Origin of the sequence: Flavobacterium sp. I3-2 (assembly GCF_013389595.1) — a bacterium.
In the GTDB taxonomy this organism is placed as follows: Bacteria; Bacteroidota; Bacteroidia; order Flavobacteriales; family Flavobacteriaceae; genus Flavobacterium.
On record NZ_CP058306.1, the window covers coordinates 423,751 to 439,525 of the forward strand.

The window sequence follows — 15,775 nt, forward strand, 5'->3', positions numbered from 1 at the left end:
ACAAATTTTAAACAAAAATAAACTAAAAATCATGGAAATATCAGAAAAAACAACCGTAGGAGAAATCGTAGCTTTTAACTTTAAAACAGCTGCATTATTTCAAAAATTAAATATTGATTTTTGTTGTAAAGGAAATCGATTTTTAAAAGAGGTTTGCATAGAAAATAATTTAGATGAAACAACAGTAACGAATGCTTTAGGTAAAATTATGTCTGAAGAAGATTCAAATGCGGATTTCAAAAACTGGGAAGTTGATACACTTATCGATTATATCGAAAAAACACATCATAAATATGTCGAAGAAAAATCTCTGGTTTTGATAGAATTATTAAATAAATTATGCAAAGTTCATGGAAATAAACATCCCGAATTATTTGAAATCAAAAATCTATTTATAGAATCGGCTCAAGAATTGGCTGTTCATATGAAAAAAGAAGAATTAATACTTTTTCCATTTATCAACAAAATGATTAATCATAAACGAAACAATCAAAATTTAGAAAAACCACATTTTGGAACGGTTGATAATCCGATTGCGATGATGATGAATGAACATGAAAATGAAGGTGAACGCTTTAGAAAAATTGCGCTATTAACCCATAATTACACGCCACCTGCAGATGCCTGTACAACTTATAAAATAGTGTATAAAATGTTAGAAGATTTTGAAAATGATTTACATAAGCACATTCATTTAGAAAATAATATTTTATTTCTAGAAGCAAAAAAACTAGAACAAATTTTTAATTAAATTGAAATAAGTAACATAAAATCAATTCTTTCTAAAATATTTTGAATAATTATTTTTTGTAATTTTAATAAAAAAAATGAAACCTCAAGTTGAAATTGACTTATTAATTGAATTTGGAGCTTTTTTCAAAGAATATGAAATTGGAGAAACTATTTTCTGTGAAGATGATTTGGCTAGGTTTTATTATCAGATTGTTGAAGGTGGTGTAAAAATGATTAACATCAATGAAGACGGAAAAGAATACATTCAAGGTTATTTCTGTGAAGGGCAAAGTTTTGGTGAACCACCTTTAATTATCGAGGAAAAATATCCAGCAACAGCAGTTGCATTAAAAAAAACGAAAATAATTAAAATATCAAAAATTAATTTTTTCAGTTTATTAGAGCAATTTCCAGTTATTCAATCCGATTTTTTAAAATTGCTTGCAAGACGTATCTACAATAAAGCAAATACATCTAAAGACATTATAAATCAGAAACCTGAATTTAGAATAATAGCTTTTTTAGATACTTGTAAAACAAGACAAGAAAAAGAACAAATCAAATATACAAGACAAGAAATCGCAAATTTTACAGGATTAAGAGTTGAAACAGTAATCCGAGCTCTTTCTAAAATGAAGCAAAAGAAAAAGGTTGAAATTATAAATCACAAAATTTATTATTGATGAAAATAGGTTTTTGGCTAAAATTCTCGGTATTAAATCTTTTTATCGTCGCATTACTTGGCTTGTATTTGCGTTTAAAAATGGCTTATGAATTACCACTAGAACAAAAGAATGTTTTACACGCACATTCTCATTTTGCATTTATAGGTTGGATTAGCCAAACTTTAATGGTCTTATTGATAAATTACATTAAAGATAAAAATGATATTGCTTTAAATAAATATGTCTCTATTTTGATAGCCAATATGATTTGTTCTTATGCAATTCTTTTTACTTTTCTATTCAAAGGCTATTTTAGTTTATCAATTTTATTTTTAACCATATCCATTGTAATTGGTTATGTTTTTTTGATTTATTTTTATAAAGACACTAAAAATTTAGACCATGAAAATTCTTTAAAATGGTTTTATGGTGCTTTAATTTTTAATTTCATCTCGAGTTTAGGAACTTTCTTTTTAGGTTACACCATGGCTGCAGATAAAATAAATTTAGATTTATATTCTTCTTCCATTTATTTTTATTTACATTTTCAGTATAACGGATGGTTTATTTTTGGTTGTATAGGCTTATTCTTATCGCTATTTAATCTAAAGCTAAACACAACAAAATCAGTAAATAAATTATTTTACTTAATGTTTATTTCGACATTAATCACTTATGGATTATCGATTTTATGGCTTGATATCCCAAAAATAATTTATGCAGTCATTGCATTTTTTGGGGTTTTTCAATTTTTAATTTGGTTAAAAATGCAAAAAATTATTTTAGTCAATTATAAAAATGAATTAAAAAGTCAACCCAAATATTTACAATTTATACTAATCGTTATAAGTCTTTGTTTAAATATTAAATTTTTATTACAAGCTCTTTTATCCATCCCAAGTTTTGCAGAAATGGCTTATCAAAACCGACCTTTTATTATAGCTTTTTTACACTTGGTTTTATTAGGAGTTGTTTCATTATTTCTGTTATATTTTATTTTTAAACAACAAATTATAACAGCAAGTAAAACGACAAAATATGCTTTATCGACAGTAACTGTAAGTATTATTTTAAATGAAATTTTTTTAGTCACTCAAGGATTGGGACCATTTATACAAATCCATTTTTCTTACGTTAATAAAATACTTTTGGTAATTGCAGCTTTATTAGTCATAAGTATCGGCTGGCTTTATTTATCAACACTAAAAAGAAAAGCAACCTAAAAAAGGTTGCTTTTTCTATTTTAATTTTGATAATATCATGGTTTCAATTTCTTCTGAATCCCAAATATTTTCGATATCTTCTAAAGACATAATTTCGTCCATAATTCCTTTTTGTTGATCACCAATCGCTAAAGCATCAACATACGGATTTAAACTAAACGTAACTCTATCGTACAAAGGCAACCATTTATTTGGATATTTCTCGGTAAACTTAGCTTCGATTTTCTTTTGAAGTAAAAACTTTTCATCTGCTGTATTTGTTCCCATTTCGATGAAATTTCTAAAAGATAATTCGGCAATTGCATCAGCATTTGGTTTACGAACTTTTTGATATTCTTCAAAAATCGTTTCCCAATCATTTCCATGTTTTTCCATTTGACGATACATTTCTGAAATATCTTCAAAACCAGCATTCATTCCTTGACCATAAAACGGAACAATTGCATGAGCCGCATCGCCAAGCAATGCAACTTTATCTTTGTACGTCCAAGGATAACATTGCATGGTAACCAATGAACTGGTTGGATTTTTAAAATAATCTGCAACCAAATCTGGAATTAATTCTTTGGTATCTGGGAAATTAGTCAAGAAAAAATCAGTTACTTTTTCTTCAGTATTTATGGCTTCGAACGAATTTTCTCCTTCAAATGGCATAAACAACGTACAGGTAAAACTTCCGTCTTCGTTAGCTAAAGCAATCAACATAAATTCGCTTCGCGGCCAAATATGAAATGAGTTTGGGTCAATTTTATGAGTTCCGTCTTCGTTTGCCGGAATGCATAATTCTTTATAACCTAATTTTAAAAAAATCTGGCTATAATCAAAACGATTTTGACGTTGCATACGATGTCTAACACGAGAGAAAGCTCCGTCGGTTCCAAAAACTTTATCGAATTTTAAATCCTCCCAATCGCCTCTTTCCGTTTCACCAATATGAATTATTGCTTCTTCAAGATTAACATCCCAAATTTTTTGTTCAAAATGAAATTGAATTCCTTTTTCTTCAGCAATATCAATCATCAAACGATTTAATCCACCACGAGAAACTGAATAAATACTTTCGCCTTTCATTCCGTATTTCTGAAAAGCAAGTGTTCCGTCCTTTTTGTGAATGGCACGTTTATCCATCGGAATGGCAATTTCTCTGATTTGATCTCCAATCTGAACATCGTCAAGAGATTTCCAACCGCGAGTTGAAATCGCTAAATTTATTGATCTTCCTGAAAATTTTATTTTTCTGATATCGGCGCTTCGGTCAAAAACATGAACATCATGACCTGCTTTTTTTAAGTAAATAGCTAATAACGTACCTACTAAACCTGCTCCGATTACTGCTATTTTTTGAGAATCTTGTTTCATTTCTGAAGTTTCCTTGTTTTATAAAAAAACAAAAAATTATTAATGCCTAAAAGTACAAATTTAATATTAAGTAGAACAATAAATTATACTATGAATAGCTCTAAATTCTATAAAATATGTTTTTTAGACTTTATATTTTTTATTTCGTTGCATTATATGCAAAAAAAATCCCCTAATCGGGGATTTCATATTTTTAGAAAGTAATTCTATTACCTACATTTAATTTGTTGTTTTTAGCAAAAACGCCACACATATGGAAAAGTAATCTGGCACCAACATTTCCGTCCCAATCATCATCACCTGGAGCCACCTCAACTAAATCCATTCCGATGATATTTTTGTTTGAAACCGCTAACTGATTTAATAAATAAGTCGCTTGTTCGTAAGATAATCCTCCCGGAACTGGCGTTCCTGTATTTGGACAATACCAACGATATAGTGCATCAATATCAAAACTAACACAAACGTTTTCTGGTAATTCATTGATGATTTCATCGCATTGTTGCTTCCAAGTTTTCCCTTCGAATTGCGCTGTTTTTAAATCAGCATCTGTATGAACAATTACTTTGTTTGATGATTTTACAACCTCAACTTCTTGCTCGCAGAAATCGCGAATTCCAACTTGAACAATTTTAGAGACTTCAGTTAATTGAATGGCATTATACATAATTGATGCGTGAGAATAAGTAAAACCTTCGTAAGCTTTTCTCAAATCCATGTGCGCATCGAAATGTAAAATTCCGAAATCTTTATTATTTTCAGCTAAAGCTTGATAATATCCAAGTGGTGTTGAATGATCTCCACCTAATAAAATCACACGTTTACCTTTATTTTGCCAATGTAAAACTTTAGCTTTCACTTCTTCGTTTAGCGTTTTACAAGCTTTGTTGATTTTATCTAAATCTGATTGTAATGTAGGAAATGTTTCGATGTCTTCACCGTTTTCTAAAGCTTCGATAATTGGTTGTGCTAAACCTTTATATTTTTCACTTAATGTCGCCCAAGATTCTGGAGCTTCATCTACAAACATTCCTAATTTCCATAATTCTGGAAATTCTTGATGTAATAAATCTATTTGAAAAGAAGCATTAAAAATAGCTTCTGGTCCTTCTGATGCTCCTGCACCATAACTTACTGTAACTTCCCAAGGAACTGGGACAATGATGATTTCACTTTCTTCTGCAGTGAATGGTAAACCATAAATATTAGCATCTGCTAAACCTGGTTGTGAAGGATCGAAGTTATCAATCTTTGACTGTTTTGTTGACATTTTAATTTCAGTAATTTTTTACAAATGTATCATTTTTGTTTGAATACCTAGAAATAATTAGTTAACAAAAAAAAGCTAGCATTAGTGCTAGCTTTTTTTACTATTTAAATTGATTTTTTTTTACAAAATAGCTAAAATTTCGATTTATTTATATTTAAGAGTTTGTAAAAACAAAAAAGCAAACTTAATCAACCCTATTTTATATATTGATCAAAATCAACTATTTAACTCGTTATATTTATTTTTAGTTTAATGAAATAAGTTTTTTATGTAATTTTAACAAAAAAGAATATGTTCAAATCTATTAATAAAAAGTTTATTTCTAAGCTTTGAAAAAGGCTTTATGCAACTAAATGAATTATTAAATTTAATCGACAAAATTGAAAAAATACACAGCGACAAGTAATTTGACTTGAATTAAGTTTCTCTTAAATGATAATCTAAATTATCATTTGTCATTTTATTTATGTTTAACTTTAGTATTAAAAAAGAATTTCTAATCGCTATCCTAATTTTTATTTTAATTATATTGATAAGTTTCCACCTCTCCATTAGAAACAGATTTAATTGGAAAACCTAAATCGTTATATTCATACTGGTAGAATTTTACTCCATCATTTTCATTAGTTAATTTAATTATGTTATTTTTAGACGCAATAATAATTTTATTAAATGCATCAGGAAAAGATGCGTATATAGGATTTTTTTTATCATCGTATTCATAATTACTTAAGAAAATTTCTCCTGTTCCAGTAATAGTTATTGTTTCAGAAACTAAATTTCCATTTACATAAGTATATTCTTCGATACTTGTTTCTTTTCTTGGGGCATTTCCTTCTTTTGTATATCTAATAGTTTTAACAAGAAAGCCTGATGAGTCATAAAAAAAATCATTACTTCGTTGAAAATAATCTCCTAAAGAAACAGATTGAGAAATTAAATTTCCAGAATATATATAATTTTCACCAATTCCAAGACCATTCGATATTCCTAACATTGATACTATTTTATTTCCTTCGTAGGTATATTTCATGTTGAAATTATCTTGTTTGTTTGTGGTTATTTCTGTTATAAAACCATAGTTGTTATAGCTATAAATTCTTTCTTCTCCATCTTTTTGAGTAGATTTTAATTTACCTGTTAAATCTGTAATCAAATTACTATCTTCATCATTTGATGAACAAGAAAATATTGCAATTGATAAAAACAGTAGTAAAAGATTTTTTTTCATGTGAATGTTTTTCAATAATTATATTTTAGATCAAGAACTTCAATAAAAAGAACAAAAAGCTAGTTACTGTTCATTAAGTTAAAATCATTTGAAAGCTTATACAAATGTAGTCAATCAATTTGAAAGTTTAAACAATAAAAAAGTCAGCTTTTTATGCTGACTTTTGAATTTATTTTAAAGGAGAATATGATTGTAATTCCCATTTCGGATCATTCAAATCGATATAATAGTAATTGATAGCATCCTTCGAATCAAATTCACCATTTTTGTTTATATCTTCAATGGATCTAAAATACAAACGATTATTTTCTAAAACCACATTCCAATCTAATAATTCTTGAAATTCTGGAGTTAATTTAGTAAAGTTTGTTCCGTTTGCATTGGAGATATACAATGCTTTGATATCGTTTGAATCGTAATTTCCATCTCGATTAGTATCTTTATCGACCAAGGAATAAATCAATAATTTTTTACCTGTTTTCAACGCAAACTCATCAAGAAACGTAATGCTCTGAATTTGCATTTTGTTTTCTGTCAAAGGTTTTAAATCTAACGAATCTTTATGCTGAAACATCACATTAGACATATAACCTGTGATTTCTGGCGAACTATAATTTGAAACCTTGTAACTTACATGTTTGGTTTTTGACGAACCGTATTTCGAATTTCCAGTACTGTAAACGCGAACGTCTCCAACAGGATGCAACATATAATCTGCTCCCTTTAGTAAAATTGGTAAATCTGCAATTTTTATTTCTGTAGAATCAATTTTCTGAAAATCGACATTATCTTTTTCTTCTGGATAGATAACTTTTGGAGTTTCTTCTTCGTTCTTACAAGAAACTAAAGCAACTCCAATCAACAGCAATGCGAAAATATTTTTTGAAAACATACTCTGTTTTATTTATCATCAAATATAAAAAGATTTAGAGTAAAGTCAATTACATTCTCATATTTAATTTTACATTAATCATTCTTTGCGTCATATAATTTGGCATTCCGTACATATACTTAGAATATGCGTCACGAACCCAAGTTTTTGTAATTGCGTTTTGATTATTGAACAAATTATAAATTTCAAATCCTAAAGAAACTTCATCAAATCCTTTTAACCATTTTTTATTAGAATTTGTTCCTTCATCTTTGAATACATAAGTGAAACCAGCGTCAACACGTCTATAATCTTTCAATCTTGATTGGTACATATATGGATCCGCATATGTAGGCGAACCACCTGGTAGACCTGTATTATAAACTAAATTTAAATACAATTTAAGGTTTGGAATTGCTGGCATATAATCCTGAAATAACAACCCAAATTTCAAGCGTTGATCTGTTGGTCTAGCAATATAACCACGGTCGTTGTAATTTTCTTCTGTTTTTAGATAACCGAATGAAAGCCAAGATTCTGAACCAGGAACCAATTCGCCATGTAAACGAAAATCTGCACCATAAACATAAGCGGTTCCTAAATTATCCGCCATGTATCGAATTCGAACATTTTCTAATGTGTAAATATTGACATTGGTCAAATTCTTATAATACAATTCAGAAGTTAATTTGAAAGGAATGTCGTCAATTTTAAAACTAAAATCGTTTCCTAAAACAAAATGTGTTGATTGTTGCGCTTTTAAATCAGCATTTATCGTTCCGTCCATAGCACGTAATTCGCGATAATTTGGTGGTTGATGATACATACCAACAGCAAAACGAAACAACATATCTGTATTCCAGTTTGGTTTTATTGTAAACTGTGCACGCGGACTAATTGTAGCCTGCGTTTTATTGGTTTCTCCGTTATCATCAACATTCCATAACTGAGTGCGAACTCCAGCATTTAACCAAACTTGATGTTCACCTATTTGAGTTAATTTTGACCATTGTGCAAAAGCATTAAAACGATTTATTTTAACGTAATTTGTTGCTCTAACACTTTGATACGGTTCTAATGGATAAACATCAGGCGAATAAGGTTGATTGTTTTTGAAATCTAAAATTGGTGCAGCTAAAGAAAAACCTGCTGAATCAATTACTTCCCACTCCAATAAACGGTCTCGAATATCTTCAGATACATAACGAATTCCCCATTCGATTTTATTTTCATTTACATTATGTTGTCCTTTAATTTCGGCACTTGCGATTAAAGCATCATAATCATTTCGCCCGTGATTCAATTGAGTTCCTAAACCACGCGTATATTTTATTTCGTCAAAAGTATCAGAACCAATATTCCGATCTACTTCTGCCAAATTATATGAAGCTAAAATATCGTAATATTCACTTTCTTTGGTATGATATGCAGAAGCTATAAACTTATAAATTGAATTTTCGTTTGGTTTAAAAGCTGCTTTAAAAGCTCCAAAATAGGTTTGATATTTATCTAACTCTTGTCCTTCGTATTTGATTAATAAGGTAACTGGGTTATCAATTGTACCAAAATTAGTAACTCGGGTTTCTGGCTCAATATGATAAACATTTGATGAAATACTTCCCAAGAAACTCAATTGCCATTTTGACGAAGCATTAAAATTTACAAGCGTTTGAAAATCTACATAACGAGGATCATATTGTGCTTTTGTATCTTGCGTATTAACAAGTAAGGCATTATTTCTATAGCGAATTCCAGAAATATTACTCCATTTTTGATTATTAGAAACCAAATCAACTGTAGCACTTCCGCCCATCAAACTTGCTTCTAACTGAGCTTTAAACTTGGTTGGATTTCTGTACGTAATATCTAAAACAGACGAAAGCTTATCGCCATATTTTGCTTGAAATCCTCCAGCAGAAAAATCGACATTAGAAACCATTGCCGTATTCGTAAAACTCAAACCTTCTTGTTGACCTGAACGAATCAAAAACGGACGATAAACTTCAATCTCATTTACATAAACCAAATTTTCATCATAATTTCCTCCGCGAACTGCATAAGATGTACTCAGCTCGTTATTTGAATATACACCAGGTAAGGTTTTCAAAATATTTTCAACACCCGCATTTGCACCAGGAATCAAACGAATAACTCTTGGCGAAATAACCGTTAAACCTTGAACATTTTCTTTGGTATTTTTATCAATAACCAGTTCTGCTAATTGTTCTGATTTTTGATTGAAGCGAATATTCAATTCTTTATCTTCATTGGTTTGCAAATATTGACTTAGAATAACCGTTTGATAACCTAAATGCGTATAATAAATTTTAATTTCTTGATTTGCTGGAACCAACAATTCATAAAATCCATTTTGATTAGTTACTGTAGATTCATTCCCTACATTAATGGAAACGTCAGAAACCAATTCGTTATTTACATTAAGAACCAACCCTTTAATTTTTGCAGTCTGAGCAAAAGACACCAATCCGAATAAAAGAATTGATAAGGTATAAATTGATTTTATCTTCAAAACTTGAGTTTATTTTATTTCATTTGAAAGTTGGTTTCAAAAGTACTATTATTTCCGACTTGATCGGTAACCGAAATCAATACTTTATTCAAACCTTTTTTGGCAATTCCATCTTTTAATTGATGTGTGATTTTTTTATCTTTATATTCGTATTCAAACAAAGCCCATTGATCATTTACATAACCGTTTATTTCTTTAATTCCAGATAAACTATCTTCAACTTCAAAAACGAGAACGTCATTTTCTGTAAGATTATTGCCTTCTGTAAAATTAAAAGATTTGATTGAAGCAGCTTCTAAATCTTCAAAAATTTTATATGTTCCTAAGCTTTTTGTTCGAATACTTAGTTTATTATCTTTTTTCCAAGTGTGAAAATAAGAAATTGAATTTCCGTTTACAAGACCTATAAAAGCTTTTTCTGGATTTATATCCGAATTTAATAAATCAAACTGAACCGTTATACTTTTGTCTAGCGGAATTAAATCGCGATGTATTTTAATCTCATTTTCTGTAAAAACGATTTCGAGTTCACAATCTTCATAAAAAGTCAAGGCTGGCCATTCAATTGTTCCATTGCTTTCTGACAAAATATAATCTCGTTTGGAATCAATTCGTTTTAAATTTTGAATTGGATTTGAAACTAATTGGGCTTGGTCATCACTAAAAGTAATCGGAACATTAATTTCTGTTTTATTATTATGAAAATCTGAAATTACAATTTTATAGTTGTATGAGTCATATTCTTCGATACTAATTTTTCCGTTATTCTTAATCGACTTAATTAAATTCAAATCAAAATTTGTACTCTTAAAAAGTTTTTGAACGCGATCTTTGGTTAAACCTAAACGTTCATAATCGATAACTAAATTAATTTTACGAGTTTCATCAAAACTAAATCGGTCAAAAATCATTTCGTATGTTTTTGATCCATTCAAATACGTTTCGATTTTATAAACACCGTTTTTTGAATAACGGTTATTCATAACATCATAGGAATTTATACCAAAACCAATCGTTCCTTTGGCTTTTACTTTTTCTGAAATGTAAACTCCGTCGCTTTGTTTGTTTAAACTCAAAATCAAGGGAACATTTTCACCGTTTGTAACTGCATCTGTCGAAACTGGATAAACGACCAATGCATTAATTATGGGTTTTTCAACATCAGAAATCAAATAACCAATACCAAACAAAAACGGATTTATAATTTCTTCGCTTTGCGTATCACGAATTTCATAATGTAAATGCGGTCCACCAGAACTTCCAGTATTTCCGACATATCCAATAATATCACCTTTTTTAACTAGCAATTCATGCTTTAACGGAAACATTTCAAGAGCATATTTTTTTTCTTTATATTGACTTGCTTTTACATAATCACGAATTCCTCCATAATAATCATTTAAATGCGCATAAACAGAAGTAAATCCATTTGGATGTTTGATATAAACAACTTTACCATATCCTTTTTCATTTATTTGAATGCGCACAACTTCTCCATCAGCCACCGCAAAAACAGGTTCTCCAATTTTTCGATTACTACTAAAATCAATTCCTGAATGAAAATGATTATATCGCAATTCACCAAAACTACCAGTTACATTCATATCAATTCCAAGTGGTTTACCAAAATAATCTTGCGGATAATCTTGAGAATAGATAAAATTGGAAAAGAGAAGAAATGCTGTTATAAAATTCTTCATATTTGCACGAGAAAACAATTTAAAATTCATTTTTCACACTTAAAGTTACAATTTTATTTAAAAATAAATTATAATTTACATTATTATTATTTTTTATTAGCAACCTATTTTTTTTTTCAATAAAAAAACTAACTTTGTAATTGTAATGATTTTTTGCACTATGAGTGAACTTAATATTTTAATAAATACTATTGAAGCTAGATTAGAGGCACTTATAAATAAAATCGATATTTTAGAGCGAGAGAAGATTGAATTAGAAAAGAGATTAGCTTTAGAATTTGAAGAGAAAAAAGTAATTAATGAAAATCTAAATCAATTAAAATTGAATTACGATTCGTTAAAATTAGCAAATTCATTACTTGGCAGTGAAGAACATAAAAGAGAAACAAAACTCAAAATAAATTCATTAATCCGTGAGATTGATCATTGTATTTCTCAACTTTCAAAATAAAAACTATGGAAGAGAAATTAAAAATAAAAATTTCAATTGCAGATAGAGTTTATCCATTAACGGTAGAATCTAACTTGGAAGAAGGTTTAAGATCCGCTTCTAAAAAAATTGAAAACATGATCAAACTATATGAAGAAAATTATGCCGTACGCGACAAACAAGATGTTTTAGCAATGTGTGCACTTCAATTTGCTTCAGCACAAGAAAATCAAAAGATTCATAGTACAGAAGAGTACGAAGATGCTATATTGAGATTGAAAAAGATTAATGAAAAAATAGATTTTGTTTTGAACAAAAATATTTAAAATTATAATTTCTTAATTCGCTTAAGAACTTACAATACTGCCTACATTAGAAACGTTTTGATAAACTCAACGCCAACAAATTAAAATGAACGAAACTTTGCTACTAAAGCACGCTACCTCGAGTAGATCCTTGAACAGCAGGATAGTTCAAAACTTGTTTTTAAGAGTTTATACAACTCACCTAATGTAGGCTTTTTTTTAACTATCAAACATATTATGGATACAGTAATATTTATTATCATTAGTGTTATTGCTGGAGCAGGAATAGGATTTGCAATTGCAAAATATCTAGAAAAAAACAACGCTTCTTCAATATTAAAAAACGCACAAAACGAATCGAAAACTATTCTTAAAGATGCGCGTATAGAAGCAGAATCTATCAAAAAAGAAAAAATTCTTCAGGCAAAAGAAAAATTCATTGAACTTAAAGCTGAACACGAACAAGTAATTTTATCTCGCGATAAGAAAATAGCTGAGGTAGAAAAAAGAACTCGCGATAAAGAATCTCAAATCTCAAGTGAATTAGCAAAAGCGAAAAAAGCTGCCGAAGAAAGCGAGAAAAAAATCAGTGAATACGAAACAAAACTTGAAATTGTTGAAACCAAATCTGAAGAAGTAGAAAAAATGCATAAGATTCAAGTTGAAAAACTGGAATTAATTGCTGGACTATCTGCTGAAGAAGCAAAAAATCAATTGGTAGAAAGTTTAAAAGCTGAAGCAAAAACATCTGCAATGTCGCACATTCAAGACACTATTGAAGAAGCGAAAATGCAAGCGCAGCAAGAAGCTAAAAAAATCATCATCAACACCATTCAGCGTGTAGGAACAGAAGAAGCCATTGAGAACTGTGTTTCTGTTTTTAATATCGAATCAGACGATGTAAAAGGTAGAATCATTGGTCGTGAAGGAAGAAATATTCGTGCTTTAGAAGCTGCAACTGGAGTTGAAATCATTGTTGATGATACACCAGAAGCTATTATTCTTTCTTGTTTTGACCCCGTTCGAAGAGAAATTGCACGTTTAGCACTTCACCGTTTGGTTACCGACGGACGTATTCACCCAGCTAGAATAGAAGAAGTAGTTGCAAAAACAGCTAAACAAATAGACGAAGAGATTATTGAAACTGGTAAACGAACGGTAATTGATTTAGGCATTCATGGATTACATCCTGAATTAATCAAAACAATTGGACGTATGAAATACCGTTCTTCATACGGACAAAACTTACTTCACCACTCAAGAGAAGTTGCAAAACTTTGTGGAATTATGGCTGCTGAACTAGGATTGAATGTAAAACTTGCAAAACGCGCTGGATTATTACATGATATCGGAAAAGTACCAGATACTGAAAGTGATTTACCACACGCACTTTTAGGAATGCAATGGGCAGAGAAATATGGTGAAAAACCTGAAGTTTGTAACGCAATTGGAGCCCACCATGACGAAATAGAAATGACTTCATTGATTTCTCCAATCATACAAGTTTGTGATGCAATTTCTGGAGCAAGACCTGGAGCAAGAAGACAAGTATTAGATTCTTACATCCAACGTTTAAAAGACCTTGAAGGAATAGCTCACGGATTCGGAGGTGTTAAAAATGCTTACGCGATTCAAGCTGGTAGAGAACTTCGAGTAATCGTAGATTGTGAAAAAGTAACAGATGAAATGGCAGCAAATCTTTCTTTTGAAATTTCGCAAAAAATTCAAACTGAAATGACTTATCCAGGACAAGTAAAAATTACTGTCATCAGAGAAACCAGAGCTGTTAACATAGCTAAATAAAAAAATAGTTCGATTAAAAATCGAACTATTTTTTTTTATTCAAATCAGACCAAGGATGATGCTGATCAATTACTTCTTTTAATCTCGAACGATCAACGTGCATATAAATTTCTGTAGTAGTAATCGATTCATGTCCGAGCATTGCTTGAATAGAACGTAAATCTGCGCCATTTTCAAGAAGATGGGTTGCAAATGAATGTCTAAATGTATGCGGACTAACTTTTTTTTGAATATTTGATAAGCTTGCCAAATCTTTAACTATAGTAAAAATCATTGCACGGGTTAATTGTTTACCCCTACGATTCAAAAATAAAACATCTTCATCTTTTGAATCAATCTTTAAATGATTACGAATTTCGTCTTTATAAATACAAATCCATTTTATGGTTTGATTGGCAATCGGAATAAACCTTTGCTTACTTCCTTTTCCTGTAACACGAATAAAACCTTCTTCAAAAAACAAATCTGAAATTTTTAAATCAACCAATTCACTAACACGCAAACCACATCCATAAAGAGTTTCTAAGATCGCTTTATTTCGATTTCCTTCATCTGTACTTAAATTGATATTAGAAATCATCTTATCGATTTCTTCAATAGCTAAAAAATCAGGCACTTTACGACCTTGCTTAGGAATATCAATAAACAAAACCGGATTTTGGCTGATGTATTTTTCCAACACTAAAAAATCATAAAAACCTTTTAATCCAGAAATAATTCTCGATTGTGTTGAAGGAGCAATAAATTCAGAAATTGAATAAATAAATTCTCGTACATCACTCTCATTAACTTGTAAAAAATCGATTTGTTTGTGTTGAAATTTTAAAAAATTCTGAAATTTATAAACATCAAAAAGATAGCTCGATATGGTATTTTGAGCCATTGAGCGTTCAAGTTTTAAATAATTTTTATAAAGTTTAATGTATTTCTCCAATTTTTCAAAAATAAATAAGCCACCAAAAACGGTGGCTTAAATTTACTATTTTTTTGTTGAATTAGAATTTATATCCTACACCAACTTGAATAACTCCATTATTAACAGATTTACCTTCGTTTTCATTCCAAACATCTGTTAAACCAAAATTGTAACGAGCATTGGCAAAGAATCCATTTGCTAAATCGTAAGCAACACCTGCACCAATACCAAAATCAAATGAATTTGTAAAATCTTTCATATCTGTTTTTTCTGTTTCAGAAACACCTAAAGCACTTCCTTCTGATTTAATTTCAGATTTAACTAAAAAACTAAATTGTGGCCCTGCTTCAACAGAAAAACCTTCAGCAATATAATATTTCGCCAAAATTGGAATACTAATATAATCTAATTTAAAAGTTTCTTTGTAATCAACAGTTAGACCAGAAAAAGTTTCTGAATATTTAGACTTAGCACCCTGAGCAGAATACATTAACTCTGGTTGTACAGAAAATTTGTCAGAAAATTTAATTTCTGCAACTCCACCAACATAAAAACCTGTTAGCATTTTAGAACTTTCAGTATTAGAAAGATTTGCAAAATTGACCCCTGCTTTAGGACCGTATTTCACCTCTTGTTGTGCGTTAGCACTAAATCCGATTGCGATAAACGCAGCGATAGTAAAAATTTTCTGATTCTCCGCAAACACACCTAATATTTTTAGTATATTAGCGCTCAAAAAG

The 15,775-nt window shown here is 29.7% G+C and carries 14 protein-coding genes and 1 other RNA gene; 7 read left to right on the plus strand and 8 right to left on the minus strand.

The genetic code is table 11. The features are described from left to right. Nucleotides 1-31: 31 nt before the first annotated feature. The 3 genes from ric to HW119_RS02055 all read left to right on the plus strand — a co-directional run bounded on the left by ric (nt 32) and on the right by HW119_RS02055 (nt 2,620). Nucleotides 32-751 (plus strand): iron-sulfur cluster repair di-iron protein, encoded by a 720-nt coding sequence (ric, locus tag HW119_RS02045; RefSeq protein ID WP_177761034.1) that lies wholly within the window; start codon nt 32-34, stop codon nt 749-751. Between the two features lie 76 nt (nt 752-827). Beyond that, on the plus strand, nt 828-1,415 hold the full coding sequence (locus HW119_RS02050) for a Crp/Fnr family transcriptional regulator (RefSeq protein ID WP_177761035.1): 588 nt from the start codon (nt 828-830) through the stop codon (nt 1,413-1,415). Further along, nucleotides 1,415-2,620, plus strand: a complete 1,206-nt coding sequence (locus HW119_RS02055) for a hypothetical protein (RefSeq protein WP_177761036.1) — start codon at nt 1,415-1,417, stop codon at nt 2,618-2,620. The genes HW119_RS02050 and HW119_RS02055 overlap by 1 nt, the downstream gene beginning before the upstream one ends. A 15-nt stretch (nt 2,621-2,635) precedes the next feature. On the opposite strand, the gene HW119_RS02060 is transcribed toward HW119_RS02055, so the two are convergent. From HW119_RS02060 to HW119_RS02085, 6 genes are all read right to left on the minus strand, one after another. Next, a complete protein-coding gene (locus tag HW119_RS02060) occupies nt 2,636-3,979 on the minus strand; it encodes an FAD-dependent oxidoreductase (protein WP_177761037.1) in 1,344 nt (447 codons plus the stop codon). 193 nt (nt 3,980-4,172) lie between these two features. Continuing rightward, nucleotides 4,173-5,249, minus strand: coding sequence for an agmatinase family protein (locus HW119_RS02065; protein WP_177761038.1), 1,077 nt, complete (start codon nt 5,247-5,249; stop codon nt 4,173-4,175). Between the two features lie 520 nt (nt 5,250-5,769). After that, nucleotides 5,770-6,480 (minus strand): hypothetical protein, encoded by a 711-nt coding sequence (locus HW119_RS02070; RefSeq protein WP_177761039.1) that lies wholly within the window; start codon nt 6,478-6,480, stop codon nt 5,770-5,772. A 169-nt stretch (nt 6,481-6,649) separates the two neighbouring features. Then, nucleotides 6,650-7,372: a hypothetical protein gene (locus HW119_RS02075; RefSeq protein ID WP_177761040.1), complete on the minus strand. Its 723-nt coding sequence runs from the start codon at nt 7,370-7,372 to the stop codon at nt 6,650-6,652. A gap of 49 nt (nt 7,373-7,421) precedes the next feature. Further along, a complete protein-coding gene (locus HW119_RS02080) occupies nt 7,422-9,881 on the minus strand; it encodes a TonB-dependent receptor plug domain-containing protein (protein WP_317171500.1) in 2,460 nt (819 codons plus the stop codon). Between the two features lie 14 nt (nt 9,882-9,895). Continuing rightward, entirely contained in the window at nt 9,896-11,581 is a 1,686-nt protein-coding gene (locus HW119_RS02085) for a M23 family metallopeptidase (protein WP_177761041.1), read from the minus strand. Nucleotides 11,582-11,741: 160 nt separating this feature from the next. Here HW119_RS02085 and HW119_RS02090 point away from each other — a divergent pair, with 160 nt between their 5' ends. From HW119_RS02090 to rny, 4 genes are all read left to right on the plus strand, one after another. Continuing rightward, nucleotides 11,742-12,032: a hypothetical protein gene (locus tag HW119_RS02090; protein WP_177761042.1), complete on the plus strand. Its 291-nt coding sequence runs from the start codon at nt 11,742-11,744 to the stop codon at nt 12,030-12,032. Between the two features lie 5 nt (nt 12,033-12,037). Beyond that, nucleotides 12,038-12,337 carry a cell division protein ZapA gene (locus HW119_RS02095; RefSeq protein WP_177761043.1) on the plus strand — a complete coding sequence of 100 codons (300 nt, stop codon included), beginning with the start codon at nt 12,038-12,040 and terminating at the stop codon, nt 12,335-12,337. 64 nt (nt 12,338-12,401) lie between these two features. Further along, nucleotides 12,402-12,507, plus strand: a non-coding RNA gene (gene ssrS, locus HW119_RS02100) — 6S RNA. Between the two features lie 46 nt (nt 12,508-12,553). Further along, nucleotides 12,554-14,119, plus strand: coding sequence for a ribonuclease Y (gene rny / locus HW119_RS02105; RefSeq protein ID WP_177761044.1), 1,566 nt, complete (start codon nt 12,554-12,556; stop codon nt 14,117-14,119). A 25-nt stretch (nt 14,120-14,144) separates the two neighbouring features. On the opposite strand, the gene xerA is transcribed toward rny, so the two are convergent. Both xerA and HW119_RS02115 read right to left on the minus strand, forming a co-directional pair. Beyond that, nucleotides 14,145-15,002 (minus strand): site-specific tyrosine recombinase/integron integrase, encoded by an 858-nt coding sequence (xerA, locus tag HW119_RS02110; protein WP_410503983.1) that lies wholly within the window; start codon nt 15,000-15,002, stop codon nt 14,145-14,147. Between the two features lie 112 nt (nt 15,003-15,114). Continuing rightward, on the minus strand, nt 15,115-15,771 hold the full coding sequence (locus tag HW119_RS02115; protein WP_255497952.1) for a porin family protein: 657 nt from the start codon (nt 15,769-15,771) through the stop codon (nt 15,115-15,117). Nucleotides 15,772-15,775: the final 4 nt, after the last annotated feature.